This is a genomic window from Nocardia sp. NPDC019395 (assembly GCF_040632335.1).
In the GTDB taxonomy this organism is placed as follows: domain Bacteria; phylum Actinomycetota; class Actinomycetes; order Mycobacteriales; family Mycobacteriaceae; genus Nocardia.
This window is the reverse complement of sequence record NZ_JBEYBT010000010.1, coordinates 58,059-72,186: the sequence shown is the minus strand read 5'-3', so window position 1 is coordinate 72,186 and position 14,128 is coordinate 58,059. Positions and strand designations below refer to the sequence as shown.

The window sequence follows — 14,128 nt, the reverse complement described above, 5'->3', positions numbered from 1 at the left end:
GCCGCGGGCATATGACGATTCCGCCTCAGCGTGCCGCGCGGATCCAGCGCTGGGGGCTCGATTCGAAACTGCGCGGTTCACCGACCGCGGCGACCTCGGTATGCAGGATGTGGCCCGTTACAGGGTCCAGGTAGTGCCGCTTCTCGACTCCGTCGACCACTGGTACGCGGTGTACTGGGCAGCCGTCGGACCAGTGGTCCGGTGATTGGGCGAGAACGGCGCGGGACCGCACACTCACCGCGAATTCTCCGCGCTGCTCGACACCCGGGGCAATCGGCACCGGTGCGAGGGGATCGATCTGTGCCGCAGCATGTTTCAGTGGTTTGGGTGCAGGATCAGCCAGCGTCAGACGCTCTTGCAGGATATCCGAACGCCCGGCGGTCGAGCCTGTCTCGGCGTCGACGCCGTACACCGCGCGCGCCTCGGCCGCGGTAATCCGCCCGGTCTCGACATCATGGATGACGGCGGCGGGATCGCGGTCTATCGGATCGCCCCAGCCACCACCACCGGCGGCCTGCACGGAGTAGCTGTATCCCTCGGGAACTGCGAAACCCTGTGACAGATTGTCTATCCGGGTGGTATCGCCATCCGGCGACCGCAGGGCGACCGTCGACGGGCGGCCCGGCTCACCCCCGGCGGTCCCCGGCATCGGGATATAGCCGTGCCCGGTGATACTGGAGCCGGTGAGCAGCGGCGATCCCGCTACGGTGAATTCCAGGTCGACACCACCGCCGCCGCGGAACTGCCCGGCGCCCGCGGCACCGGAGGAACGCCGCCGGTGCTGGAACCGGATCGGGTACCAGGATTCGCTGACCTCGACATCATTGGTCTCGATACCCATTTGTGAGCCGACCAGATAAAAGTTGAAGTCCGTCCCGTCGCGGTCGTTACCGGCCGGCGATCCCACCGCGGTGCCGTCCACCATGATCCATGAATCGGTCTTTCCGGTGACGCCTGGCCCGCTGAAGGTGACGACCGAGTTCGCCGACATCGTCTGCGAACTCGACAGGAACGGCCGGCTCGGGCTTTCTTGCGACGCCGCGACCGCCTGGTGGAAGGTGCGTAGCGCGGCCTCGCTGGCATCGTGGGAGGCGATGATATGCGCCGCCCCGACCGGTGCTGGGTGCACGCAGTTCAGCAGGCTCCCTTCGGGACAATGCACCTCGAATGCCTCGTAGTATCCGGCATTGAGCGGAAGGTCCCGGCCGATGAGCTTCTGGAGCTCAACGCCGATCTTGCCCTTGACGATGTACTCCTTCGAGTTGAAGAAGTGGTTGGTCTGGTCCGCGGTGCCGGTGAAGTCGAACCGGATCGAATCGCCCTCGACCGTAGTGGTGCACGGGATGCGGTACCGCTCCTCGTTCCATTCCGCCCAGCTGGTGGACCGGTAGGTCCCGTCGGCGAGCAGCGCGAGTTCCTGACGTACGGCCTGTTCCGTGCGGCGGTTCAGTTCATCGAACGCTTCCTGCAATACCTCGGCGCCCATACGTTCGGCGAGCTCCTGCAGCTTTGCCGCCCCGACATCGACACCGGCGCACAGCGCCCGCATATCCATTTCGACGATATCCGCCATCCGGACGTTGTTGAGCAGGATGTTCCAGATATCGCGCTGTTCCACACCGCGCGAGGTGATCTTGACCGGCGGGAGCCGCAGGGCCTCCTGGTAACAGTCGGTCGCCGACGGCGCGAACGAGCCTGGCGTCATACCGCCCATATCGACCATATGCGCGGAGTTGGCCATCCAGCCGACGAGCTTCTCCTCGGCGAAAACGGGACGCATGATGAAAACATCCTGCGCGTGCAGGCCGCCGCCGCGATGCGGGTCGTTCGCGAGGAACACGTCGCTGTCGTAGATCTCCGCGCCGTGCTCGGCAAGTACGCCGCGGATCGCGTTGGTCGCCGCGTAGAAGTGGTAGGCGATATGGCCGCCGCCCGCCACCAGCCGCCCCGCGGCGTCGAGCAGGGTGCACGAATAATCGCCGCCCTCCACCACGAGCGGGCTGACGGCGGTCCGCTTGATGGCGGCGGAACCCTCGCCGCAGAATGCGTCGAGCTGATGCCGCAGCACTTCGAGCGCGATGTTGTCCAAACTCATGAAACGTTCACGTCCAATCGGAGCGAGCGGCGCTCGCTCATGGTCAGAGTCGCACCGCGGGGTACGAACACGGTGGTGTCGACGTCGTCCGCCAGGGCAGGGCCGGTGATCGTGTCCCCCGGTACCAGCTCGTATGTGCGATAGCAGGGCAGTTCCTGCGCTGCATCGCGGTCGATGAAGACCGAGCGGTGACCGGCAGGCTGTGGTGTGGCACCCGCCCGTTCGGCTTCGTCGACGGGGAAGGTGGCGCGCGGGAGTCGTCCGGTTCCCACCGCACGGATGAAGGTGAGTTCGAGGGGTGCGTTGCGGCCGATCGCCCCGGCGCCGTATCGGCTCGCGTACTCGGCGTAGAACGCCTCGCGGATGGCGGCGCTGTCGAACGCGCCCCCGTCGACGATGACGGAGACCTCCGAGTTCTGGCGGTAGAACCGAACACCTACGTCATAGGTGACGACTCGCCGATCCTCCGGTACACCGTCATCGGCAATATCCTGGAAGACACCGGATCCCAATGTCTTCAGGTCGAGATCGATCGCCGCGGGGTCCGCCTCGGTGAACAGGATGTTGGCGGATTTGATCCGCTGCCGGCGCACGTCGGCGGATGCCGCGCCGAAGGCGGAGAGTACCGATGCGGCAGGGGGCACGATGACACGCGGAATATTGGTGATCGCGGCGATACTGCCGGTGAACAGACCGCCGCTGCCGCCGTAGGAGATCAGGGACAGGTCACGGGGGTCCAAACCGGTGGAACCGGCGTGCAGGCGTGTCGCTTTGGTCATTTCGGCCAGTGCGATCTCGCGGATTCCCCAGGCGGTCTCTTCCGCCGACAGTCCGAGCTTCTCGCCGAGCGTGGCGCAGACCCGGAGAGAGGCCCCGCGGTCGAGCACCATCGTGCCGCCGAGGAAGCTCGCCGGGTCGATATAGCCCAGGACGACGAGCGCATCGGTGATCGTCGCCTCGGTGCCGCCGTTGCCGTAGCACGCCGGGCCGGGCCAGGCGCGCGCCGACCGAGGTCCGACCCGGAGCAATCCGCGGCCGTCCACCCAGGCGATGGAACCACCGCCCGAACCGATCGACAGGACGTCCACCCGCGGCTGCGCGATGATCATTCCGTGCAGTTCGCCCCGCTCCGAGCGCTGCGGCTGCCCGCCCGAGATGGCAGCGAGATCGAAACTCGTGCCGCCCATATCCCCACAGATCGCGTTCTGCAGCCCTTCGGCCGCACATACTTCCGCGGCAGCCATCACACCGGCGGCAGGCCCGGAGGCAACGAGGACGATGGGGGAACGCCGAGCTTCGGCCAGGCTGAGGGTGCCGCCGCTGGTCTGCAGCAACAGCAGTGGTGCCGTGAGCCCCGCGGATTCGAGTTCGGCCGCCAGCGCCTCGATCCCGTCCAGGGCGTTCGACAGCACCGCATTCAGGGCAGCGACCAGCGTGCGCTCGTACTCGCGAATGCTGGGATGGAGTTCGACACCACTGAAGACAGGCAGCTCGGGGTATTCGCGACGCAGGAACTCGACAACGGTCCGTTCGTTCTCCGGGTTCTTGAACGACCACAGCAACGACACCGCCAGCGCCTGTATCTGCTCGTTCTCGATGAGCTCGTCGACTCGCGCGCGCACCTCGTCGAGGTCGGCAGCGGCCAGGACGGTACCTTCGCGCTCGGTCCGCTCGTGGAGTCCGACCACCGCGGAACGCGCGATGGGACTCCACGGCGGAACTAGCCATCCGTCCTCGGGGACACGCCGCGAGCGAGCCATATCGAGTGTGTCCTCGAAACCCGCGGTCGTCAGCAGACCCGCCTTGACCGCCTGCTTTTCCACCAATGCGTTCGTCACCGCCGTGGTGCCCAGCCCGAACCGCTCGACCCGGCTCAGCAGCTCCTCGAGGCTCAGGCCGATCTGCTCGGCGACCAGCCGGCACGCACCGAGCACGCCGCGACCGAAATTCTGCGGGTCGGTAGGCGATTTGGCCCGCCAGAGGGATGCACCGTCACCGCACGCGAGGTCGGTGAATGTTCCGCCCACATCGATGCCGATCGAGAACCTGCTCGACGCCGGAACCGGCACCTTGTTGGCACTCATCAATTCTCCTTCCACTGGCAGTCGTGCGCGAAGCCGAACAGCGTGGCGCCGTTCTCGGCCGGGAGCAGGACTGCGATGACTTCGGTTCCGGGGGTGAGCGCCGCACCGCACCGGCAGATGATGCGGCCGGGCAGGCGGACACCGGCCGCCATATCCACGGCCCCGGTCAGATAGGGCGTCATGGCACGCCACGGGTCCGGCAGGCTGACTCCGCTGGCCGGCAGCTCGGACACCGCGCGATGCGCTTCGATGGCGACCTCGACCGTGCCGTGCGGATCGATCGACTCCCACTCGTAGTCGCCGCTCAGGCATTGATAGCAGTGCGTGGCGATGGGGAATCGCAGGGTGGCGCAGTCGCCGCAACGTTGTAAGGAGAGTTGTCCTTCGCGCAGTGACGTCCAGAATCCGTCGATATCCGGGTGCACATGCGGCGCCGTACCAGGTGCCGCATCCACTCGCGTCAATACGACGCCGCAACGGTTCCCGTTCTCGGTTTCCGCCGACATATCACGCCACCTTTTCGTTCGTGAGCAGGAGCGAATCGCCCCACGGAGTCCCCCAGTGCAGTACCCGGGGATCGGCGATCTGCCGCGGTCCGGCCTCCCCGCGGAGCTGACGCACCATTTCGAGCATGTGTCCGTATCCGTAGAGGTGGCCTTCGGCCAGACTGCCGCCGGATGTATTCATCGGCAGGGGTGAGTTCAGGCCGATTCCCTGCTCCCGGCAGTAATCGGCAGCCTCACCGGCACGGCAGTAGCCCCACCGCTCCAAGGCCATCCAGATCTGGCTGGAGAACGGATCGTAGGTATAGAAGCCGTCGACATCGTCGCGGCCGAGGCCGGCCATCTCGAACACGGGGAAACCGCGAGGGGCGACGTAGTCGTAGGAATCGCTGATGCCGGCGCCGAGCCCGGGGCGGGAGAAGAACACGTAGTTGTCGCGGCTCGATTGAATGCCTTGCATGCCCGCGATGTGCACCATGGGCCGGCCGAGGTCGCGCGCTCGATCCTCGGTCGTCACGATCAGGCAGGTGGAAGCATCGACCATCTCGCAGATATCGGGCTGCCGCAGCGGACCCATCAGCTCCGGTCCGGCCAGATACTGCTCCAGCGTCAGCGGCGCATCGCGCAGCAGCGCCCGGGGATTGCGGCTCGCGTGCTCACGCAGGGCCACCGGAATCGCGCCCAGGTCCGCCGCGGTCGCGCCGTAGCGGTTCATGTACTGCTGCGCGGCCAGTGCGGCACCCACACCGGCGCCTGGGCTACCGTGCAGCGTCCAGTTGGCGTACGGGCCGCCGCCGTCGCGCAGGGCTTCGTCCACTCCCCCGAGCGGGTTGGCCATGGGCGGCAGATGCCGCGCGTACCCCTGGCCACCGACCTGGCTGTTGATGACGACGATCACATCGGCGAGGCCGACCGAGATCGCCATCGCGGCCTGCTGCAGTGCGCTGGCGGCCCACCGTCCGTGCGTCCAGAGTTGGCTGACCCAGGTCAGCTCCAGGCCGGCCGCTACGACGAATTCGTCGTAGTCGACCCCGCGGGGCGCTCCCCACGCGGTGACCATTCCGTTGATATCGGACTTCTGGAGACCGGCATCTTGCAGAGCGTCACGGAAGGATTCGAACTGTAGCCGCAGGGCGCTGCGACCGGGGTCTTTCCCGATGATGTCGCTGGTCCCGATGCCAACCACACAGGCATCCAACGTCACGACTCCACACTCCTTTGGGCAGGTGATACAGCGCACATGTAAATAACTGAACAGCCAACTAATCTTTCTGTCAAGTCCCCGTTTTAACCCTTGACAAATTTTGCTGGTTGAACAACTATCTTGTTGCTCGCATTCTTACCACTGCCCGGGCAGGCACTGCGCGCACCTCGAGATTTCGCTCCGAAAGGACTCTGATGTCATTGGACGCGTGCATCGTCGGCGTGGGTACCAGCCACGCGGTCGGGCTCGAACTCGGCCGGACTCCGCTCGATCTCCAGTTCGAGGCATTCACCGCCTCACTCGCCGACGCGGGACTGGACAAAAGCATGATCGACGGAGTGATCACGGCCCGAGGTGGGCCGTACGGGGTCGACTACGACGAATTCGTCATCGCCGGTGGGCTCGATATTCGCTGGGTCAGCCAATTGTGGTCCCACGGCCGGTGGACCGCCTCGGCGATCGCCCAGGCAGCACTGGCAGTGTCCGCGGGGGTCGCGGATTACGTCGCAGTCACCAATTCACACGTCTCCGAACGCGGATACGGAAAACACTTCGAAGGCCTCACCCGGCGGGTGGATGAAAGCTTCCGCGACGGCGGTGGCCCCTACAGCGGATGGAGTATCCACGGCAGCCCCGGCGCCGGCACCGGCGCGGCCCTGGTGACGCAGCAGTACATGGACAGGTACGGCGCAACGGAGGAGGAACTGGCCGCCGTATCGATCGCCCACCGCAACCATGCGTCACGAAACCCATTCGCATTACTCCGCGACGAGGCGCTCGGAACGAGCGAATACTTCGACTCTCCCAAAATCCTGGGCCCGCTGCGAACTCCCGATATCTGCCGGATGATCGACGGCGCGACCAGCATCATCGTGACCACCTGTGCGCGCGCCGCGGAGCTGGATGTTCCATTCGTCCGGATAGCCGGGGTGGAGGGAATTCGTGCCTCTCGCGAGAGCTACGTCTTCTTCTCCCGGCCGGGCCTCGGTTCGGGGATCAGCCCGAGTTGGAGCTATCAGGCGCCGGATACCTTCCCGGTATATGACGCGGCAGGTGTAGACCGTTCCGATATCGATGCCTTCTACCTCTACGATCCGTTCGCGCACATGGTGTGGATGTCCCTGGAACGGTGGGGGTTCTGCGCCGAGGGCGAGGCCGCGGCCTATGTCCGCGAAGTCGGCATCGGCCTCGGGTCCCCGCTACCGGTCAACACCAACGGCGGCTTGCTGGCCGAAGGTCACCTCTTCGGTTACGGGCACCTCATCGAGATGACACGGCAGCTGCGCGGCAGTGCCGGCGCCCGCCAGATCCCCGACGCCACCGTACTGCAGTGGGGCAACGCCTGGGGGGACTCACTGATCCTGACCAATGTGGAGGACTGAACAGTGACTACGACACCGGCCGACGATTACACCCTGATTCCCCTTTCGGGCCGAGGAGTGGGTCTGGCTCCCCATATCCATCCGGCGAATGCCTACTTCTGGGAGTCGATCGCCCGCGGCGCGCTCTCGTTGCAGCGGTGCGGCGACTGCCGCACCCTGCGATTCCCTCTCTCCCCCAGGTGCCACAACTGCCTCAGCGCGCTGTTCGACTGGGAGGTCGTCGACACGCGCGGTGTCATCGACGTCGTTGTCGAGAATCCGAGCGCCACCGTCGGCATGCCACGGATCGGCCTGGAACATCCGTGGAACGAGGTGGCCCCGTATTTCACGGGCAACGTCGATATGGACTGCGGAGTCCGCATGCCGGGCCGGATCATCTGCGATTGCGGCGGCGTGCGGAAACCTCGGGCCCGGGTCCGCGGAGTTCTCTTGGAAACCACCTCGGACATCCCGGTGTACGGGTTCGGCCACGAATGCGTCCTCGGCGCGGCCGTGGAGGTCGCCGGGACGTAAGCCGTACCGACACAACGTAATACATCCGACGCAACCGAGCGTGAGCGCGGTGCCCCGCATCCGACGAGGGGATGCGGGGCACCGCGCTCACTGGATCAGAATCCGTGCCGACGGGCCGTGCCGCGCACTCATACCAGGTGGTAACCGCCGTTGACCGCGATGTTCTGGCCTGTCATGAACCGGGCCCCGTCGCTGACCAAGAAGCTGATCACCGGAGCGATATCGCGATCGGTGTCGCCGAACCTGCCACCCAGCGGAACCTTCGCGAGCATCGCACGGTCGTATTCCTCCCGCTGCTCCTCGGAGAGCTTGTTGCGGTGATCGTCGAACATGGGCGTATGTGCGGAGGGGTGCAGCACATTCGCCCGGATGCCGAATCGAGCCCATTCGAGAGCGATTGTCTTCGTCCAGGCGACGACTGCGCCCTTCGAGGCAGCGTATAGAGCGCCGTCCGGGTAGCCCGCCAGCGCCGCCGACGAGGCGAAGTTGACGATGCCGCTTCGATCGTTCTTCTTCAGAAAGGGAAGCGCGGCCTGGTTGGTGAGCATCGGCCCCCTGGCGTTCACATCCATGATGCGATGCCAGGTCTCGTCGGTGATTTCCTCGGCGGGTCCTTTGGCGAGAATGCCCGCGACATGTACCAGCGAGTCGATTCCACCGAGCTCGGACGCGGCCTCCGCCATGGTCGCGAAGACCTGATCGCGATTCGTCACATCGCATTCGAAGAACATTGCCCCGGCCTGCTGGGCGGCCGACCGGCCCTTATCCGCCGAGACATCCAACGACGCGACCTTCGCCCCCTCGGCCGCCAATGAACGGACACAGGCGGCGCCGATGCCTTGCGCACCACCGACAACAACTACTCGTTTGTCCACTTCTCCGTAACTCCTTCGAGAACAATCCGTCTGACATGGCGCCGACGCCCTACATCGATCCCGGCCCCCGAGTCGGCACGGGCAGACCACTGCAGCTACTCCGAATGCGTAGGTCGCCGCAGAGATCGCCGGCGATTCGAGTCACGCGGACTTCCGGAAGGCAACGATGCTCGCTGTGTCCCCGGACTCCATCTTGTTCACCCACTCGGGATCCGCCAGCAGCGACCGGCCGAGGGCGAGTAGATCGAACTCACCGCGTTCGAACTGCTCGATCAGGTACTGCAGGCGGTCGGGGTCGTACTCGTCGGTGCCGTCGTCGCCGATGAACATATGGTCGACGCCCACCGAGCCGACCATGATGGCCGGTAGCCCGGTGATCTTCTTGACCCAGCCCGACAGTCCGAGACGACCATCCGCTGCGGCTTCTTCCGGGAAGGCGGGCAACCAGTGCCGGCGAGTCGACGGATGGAAGATATCCACTCCGGCTGCGGCCAATGGACCGAGCACCTGTTCGAGTGCAGCGGGCGTATCGGCGACCATCGCGTCGTACGCACCGACCTTCCATTGCGAGAACCGATAGGTGATGGGGAACCGTGGGCCGACCGCCTCGCGCACCGCCGCCACGACCTCGGCCGGAAACTTCATCCGGTTCGCCAGGCTTCCCCCGTAGCCGTCGGTGCGCTGGTTCGTGCGTGACCAGGCGAAATTGTCGAGGACCATACCGTGCCCGCCGTGGATCTCGATGCCGTCGAAGCCGAGCTCAGCGGCCAAGGTCGCCGATTCGACATAGGAGCTGACGATCGCATCGAGGTCGGGGGCGGTCGCCGCACGACCGACCCGCTCACCGAAGATGCCGATGCCCGAAGGGCTGACAGTGGCGAGTTCGGGCTCGAACGGTGAATCGGCGCCGCGCATTGCTCCCATGTGCATGAGCTGACTGACGATGGCCGCTCCTTCGCCGTGTACAGCCTGCACCACCTCGCGCCAGCCCGCCGCGCTCGCCGGACCGTACATATGGGGCATGGCCGTGCTGTTGCCGGCCGCGGGGCCGCGCACCAGGGTGCCTTCGGTGAAGATCATCCCGACGCCCCCGGCCGCCCGTTGACGGTAGTACTCCACGTTCTCGTCGTTCGGGATACCGCCGGGCGAACTCTCCCGCGTCATCGGCGCCATGACGAACCGATTGCGCAACGTCAGCGAGGACCCGGCGAATGGGGTGTACAACGGCTCCAACACTGGCGCCTGCACTTCGTGAGCGCTCCGCTCTGCCATTGTCATGTTTTTCCTCTTTCAACCGATCGTCCGGATGCGAGCCTCCCGCGGCACCGCGCCTGTTCCGGTAGACCGCGGCGGTGCAAGAGTTCCGGTGTCAGAACATCATGCGAATAATAGTTTGTCAACGAACAAATATATGGCTTTTCGACCTCGCCGGTAACGTCGAAGCGTGACTGTTGACACGACGTTATTAGTTGGTTAACAATCAACTCGGTGACGGCCACCACACCGGCGGCCGTGAGTTCCAGCCGCCCACGCCGGACAATCGGCGCTCGACGGCGAATCACGAACCCGCGACGAGCGATGAGAGGCCATGATCCGGAAGCAGCACGGCGAGCCCCGCGCCGCCGTACGTGTGCCGGTCGTTGCCGGCGCGAGTGTCAATCCGCAGGAGACGCCATGATCCACCCGAACTCCCTCACCCGACGCGATGCTCTCTACATCGCAGGGACTTGGACCGAAGACCCCGCGCGTGCGTGGATCGACGTCGAGAGCCCCGTCACGGAGGAAGTCATCGGGCGCGTCCCTGCCGCCACCACCGCCGACGTCGATCGCGCCGTTGCTGCTGCCGTCGAACTGCACCGGCAAGGCCACTGGCGCAACAGAGGCATCGTCGAACGAGCGAAAGCGCTCGCAGCCATAGCCGACGGAATCGAACGGCGCGCAGCCGACTTCGAAGCCCTCTACACCCTCGACCAGGGCGGACTTGCCGCCTTCGCCCATTTCACCGCGGCCACCGCCGCCGCCGTCTTCCGGGATAGCGAACCCCTGGCACAACAGCTCGACCTCGGCCCCACCCGGCGCGATACGACTACCGGCTCGGTGTACGTGAGCCGCGAACCTGTGGGTCCGGTGGCCGCGATCGTGCCATGGAACGCTCCCCTGGTGCTTGCCGCCGCCAAGATCGCGCCGGCGCTGCTGGCGGGCTGTCCTGTCGTCATCAAGATCTCCCCCGAGACTCCGCTCGTTTCATTCGTTCTGGCCGAAGTGTTCGCGGAAGCGGACCTGCCGGTCGGACTGATCTCTTTTCTGCCAGGCGACCGCGACCTGGGTCGTTACCTGACCTCGCGGCCCGGCATCGGGCATATCTCGTTCACCGGTAGCACCGCGGCCGGCCGGCAGGTCATGGCCACTGCCGCTGAACGCATGACACGGGTCACGCTCGAGCTCGGCGGGAAATCGGCGGCGCTGGTACTCGACGATGCCGAGCCCGAAGAATTCGCACCGCTGCTGGCCGCCGGGTGCACGGTCCAAACAGGCCAGGTCTGCACGACCCAGAGCCGCCTGCTGGTACCGGCGTCGAAGGGCAAGGAGTGGATCGACGCACTCACCCGGGCCTTCGCCACCCTCGTGGTGGGCGACCCCGCCGACAAGAACACCGCTATAGGGCCACTCGTCTCGCGCGCCCAGCTGGATCGTGTCGAATCGTTCGTGGAAACCGCCAGGCAGGAAGGCGCCACCGTACTGACCGGCGGGAAGAAGCCCACCGGTTCTCAATTCGAGCGCGGCCACTGGTATTCGCCCACGCTCATCACCGGCACCTCACCAACCATGCAGATCAATCGTGAAGAGGTGTTCGGCCCGGTCATCACCGTCGAGACCTACGAAGACCTCGAAGCCGGAATCGAGGCCGTCAATGACACCGAGTTCGGGTTGAGCAACGGGATCTTCACCTCCGATGTCGACAGGGCGCTGGCCATCGCACCGCGCCTGGAGAGTGGTGTTGTCGCGATCAATTCCGCCGGACCCAACATCACGGCACCGTTCGGTGGCCTCAAGATGTCCGGGATGGGACGCGAGGGCGGAATCGAGGGCGTTGAAGAGTTTCTCGAGACCAAGCAAGTGAATCTGCCCGAATCGTCGTGAGACTGTTCCGGGACGATGCCCCGAGTGCAGGTTCCTCATCTGCTCGAGTAGGAACCGTTCGGGCCCGTACGTGAGGTCGGGACGCCCGACCGTAGGCGGGCGCGTCTCGGTGAAACAACCCCCTTCCGGACACTTACCGAACCCCACGGTTCATCCGTGGGGTTCGGTGTCTTCCCACGTTCCGACCTGATCGAATCGGCCCAGGGACGCGCGTCGATGTTCACTTCCGCCCAGACGACATGGGCTTTGGGCTGAGATTCAACCCCACTGCCGCACAGCCACAGAGGTGTCCAAGGGACTACCCCTCCGCCTCTGACTGTCATGTCGTCGATTGAACTGCACCTTGACGCGCGCCGGCGAGAGGTACACCCATCGGCGGCGACTCACCGCACCGGCCGGTCGATCCCTCGCTCAGATCTGTTGGGTCACTTCGAGCACGATCTTGCCGGCGTGAGCATTGTCGGCCAGCCCTTCCTGTGCCTCCAGTACCTGGTTCCAGGGATAGGTGCGGTCGATCACGGGGCGCAGGGCGTCGGCGTTGGCTTCCAGATCGACGGTGCGCAGCGCTCGGGCGATGGCGACGCTCCACAATCGAGGCCGTGACGGCATTCGTCTCACCGAGCGGGAGGTTCCGCCGATGGCATTCGGATCACAAACCCGCACCGTAGTGACCGTTTCCAGAGCTGCCCCCTCCCAGACGGCAACCAATCACTTGCTTGGTTTATCGGCCTGAGCTACGAATTGAGCCGAGGACATCGCCCACCGGCAAGAACCACCGATCACCCGAAACACACCCAGCGGAGGACCTAATGGACGATTTCAGCCATCGGCCCGGAGCCGCCCTGGTACTGGGTGCGAGCGGCGGGCTGGGACGGGCAACGGCCCGGATGCTCATCGAACGCGGAAGCAATGCCGCGCTGACCTACTTCCGGTCGGAGCAAGCGGTCGGCGAACTCCTGGCCACCGCACGCACCCACAACCGCGCGGCGAATGCCTGGCAGCTCGACCTCTCCGATGCCGACCGGACATCCCAGGTCGTGGCAGAGGTGGCGGCCGAGTTCGGCGGCATTCACACCCTCGTCTACGCCGCGGGCCCCCATGTGCCGATGGTGCATCTCAGTAGAGTTCCGCCGGCCGAATTCCAGCGTCAGCTGGTCAGCGATGTCGCGGGATTCTTCAACGCCACCCACGCCGCCCTGCCGCACCTGCGAACGAGTAAAGGCAGCATCGTTGCCATCACCAGCGCGGGAACCTCACGGTTTCCCGTTCGTGACGGAATGTCGATCGGACCCAAAGCAGGCGTCGAAGCGCTCGTCCGGGGCATCGCGGCCGAAGAAGGAAAATATGGTGTGCGCGCCAACAGCGTCGGCCCCGGGATGACCACCGACGGCATGGCAGACAGACTCATCGGTTCCGGCGATCTCGACGAACACGCACTCACGGTGGCCCAGACCAACATCCCCCTCCGAACCTTCGGAGACGCCGAAGACATCGCCGAGGCGGTGTGCTTCCTCGCCTCCGACCGAGCCGACTTCATCAGCGGGCAGAAACTCGACGTCGACGGCGGATACGGCGTGTGAGTTACCCTCTCCCCCTTCATATTCCACACCGCTCCACGACCCCGCAGATTCATCGACAACAGCACGTTCCAGGGACCGCGATATGACAACCGAAAGCCCCTCCGAAGCAATCCGATCATTGATCGCACGCCTTGCCCACCTCGCCGATGAAGGATCTGTCGACGACTACGCGCAGCTCTACACCGAAGACGCTACGTGGGAGATGCGCGGCGGCGCTCGTACCGGCCTCGCGCCTCGGACTGTTACCGGGCGAGCGGCGATCGCCGCCGCCGCACGGGAGCGGCGCGCGGCCGGAATCGCCGGCCCCGGAACCGGGACCAGACACGTCACCACCTGTATATCCATCACTTTCGACTCCGACGATGCCGCGCGGGGCGAGTCGGTCTGGCAGTTTTTCGCGGAAACCACGACGGCGCCGCGCCTGTCGGGCATCGGCAGATACCACGACATCTTCGTGAGGGTCGATGGACGCTGGTTTCTGGCCGAACGATCGATCACGAACGGCTGATTCACCAGATACCGAGCATCGCAGCAGCAGGTCTCCCGCATGGCGGGAAGCGTCGGTTCGAATGGCTGCGAGTGCTCGATACGGTGCCGTAACCCATACGGGTTCGTCCAGATGCGAAGAAGGTTCCCACGTGCGTACACGATCGATCACGATCGCAATCGCGATTCAGGCCTTGGTGGGCGCGCTACTGCTCTCCCCATCGGCGGCTGCACAGCAACCCGATTCCACTGGTTCCGGAAGTGC

General features: G+C 65.3%; 12 protein-coding genes. 5 read left to right on the top strand and 7 right to left on the bottom strand.

Features of this window, described 5'->3' with window-relative positions; translation table 11 throughout:
• Positions 1-25 precede the first annotated feature (25 nt).
• From ABZ827_RS21480 to ABZ827_RS21465, 4 genes are read right to left on the bottom strand one after another with little or no spacing between them, the layout of a single operon-like run.
• Positions 26-2,095: a hydantoinase B/oxoprolinase family protein gene (locus ABZ827_RS21480; protein WP_357239197.1), complete on the bottom strand. Its 2,070-nt coding sequence runs from the start codon at positions 2,093-2,095 to the stop codon at positions 26-28.
• The gene (locus ABZ827_RS21475; protein WP_357239194.1) at positions 2,092-4,179 is read right to left on the bottom strand and encodes a hydantoinase/oxoprolinase family protein; all 2,088 of its coding nucleotides are present in this window, start codon (positions 4,177-4,179) and stop codon (positions 2,092-2,094) included. Before ABZ827_RS21475 ends, ABZ827_RS21480 begins: the two co-directional genes overlap by 4 nt.
• Entirely contained in the window at positions 4,179-4,685 is a 507-nt protein-coding gene (locus tag ABZ827_RS21470; protein WP_357239191.1) for a zinc ribbon domain-containing protein, read from the bottom strand. Before ABZ827_RS21470 ends, ABZ827_RS21475 begins: the two co-directional genes overlap by 1 nt.
• Before the next feature lies 1 nt (position 4,686).
• Positions 4,687-5,886, bottom strand: coding sequence for a hypothetical protein (locus ABZ827_RS21465; RefSeq protein WP_357239189.1), 1,200 nt, complete (start codon positions 5,884-5,886; stop codon positions 4,687-4,689).
• Positions 5,887-6,080: 194 nt separating this feature from the next.
• Here ABZ827_RS21465 and ABZ827_RS21460 point away from each other — a divergent pair, with 194 nt between their 5' ends.
• Together ABZ827_RS21460 and ABZ827_RS21455 are read left to right on the top strand one after the other, a co-directional pair.
• Entirely contained in the window at positions 6,081-7,268 is a 1,188-nt protein-coding gene (locus ABZ827_RS21460; protein WP_357239186.1) for a thiolase family protein, read from the top strand.
• Between the two features lie 3 nt (positions 7,269-7,271).
• The gene (locus ABZ827_RS21455) at positions 7,272-7,781 is read left to right on the top strand and encodes a zinc ribbon domain-containing protein (protein WP_357239183.1); all 510 of its coding nucleotides are present in this window, start codon (positions 7,272-7,274) and stop codon (positions 7,779-7,781) included.
• 128 nt (positions 7,782-7,909) lie between these two features.
• Here ABZ827_RS21455 and ABZ827_RS21450 read toward each other — a convergent pair whose 3' ends face one another.
• Positions 7,910-8,656, bottom strand: a complete 747-nt coding sequence (locus tag ABZ827_RS21450) for an SDR family NAD(P)-dependent oxidoreductase (protein ID WP_357239180.1) — start codon at positions 8,654-8,656, stop codon at positions 7,910-7,912.
• 141 nt (positions 8,657-8,797) lie between these two features.
• Positions 8,798-9,934 (bottom strand): 12-oxophytodienoate reductase, encoded by a 1,137-nt coding sequence (locus ABZ827_RS21445; protein WP_357239177.1) that lies wholly within the window; start codon positions 9,932-9,934, stop codon positions 8,798-8,800.
• A gap of 396 nt (positions 9,935-10,330) precedes the next feature.
• Here ABZ827_RS21445 and ABZ827_RS21440 point away from each other — a divergent pair, with 396 nt between their 5' ends.
• The gene (locus ABZ827_RS21440) at positions 10,331-11,797 is read left to right on the top strand and encodes an aldehyde dehydrogenase family protein (protein ID WP_357239170.1); all 1,467 of its coding nucleotides are present in this window, start codon (positions 10,331-10,333) and stop codon (positions 11,795-11,797) included.
• Between the two features lie 411 nt (positions 11,798-12,208).
• On the opposite strand, the gene ABZ827_RS21435 is transcribed toward ABZ827_RS21440, so the two are convergent.
• Entirely contained in the window at positions 12,209-12,406 is a 198-nt protein-coding gene (locus tag ABZ827_RS21435; RefSeq protein ID WP_357239167.1) for a zinc-binding dehydrogenase, read from the bottom strand.
• Between the two features lie 200 nt (positions 12,407-12,606).
• On the opposite strand from ABZ827_RS21435, the gene ABZ827_RS21430 reads away from it, so the two are divergent.
• Complete coding sequence (locus ABZ827_RS21430; RefSeq protein WP_357239164.1) at positions 12,607-13,377, top strand: SDR family oxidoreductase; 771 nt, start codon at positions 12,607-12,609, stop codon at positions 13,375-13,377.
• Positions 13,378-13,459: 82 nt separating this feature from the next.
• Positions 13,460-13,885 carry a nuclear transport factor 2 family protein gene (locus ABZ827_RS21425; RefSeq protein ID WP_357239161.1) on the top strand — a complete coding sequence of 142 codons (426 nt, stop codon included), beginning with the start codon at positions 13,460-13,462 and terminating at the stop codon, positions 13,883-13,885.
• Positions 13,886-14,128 lie beyond the last annotated feature (243 nt).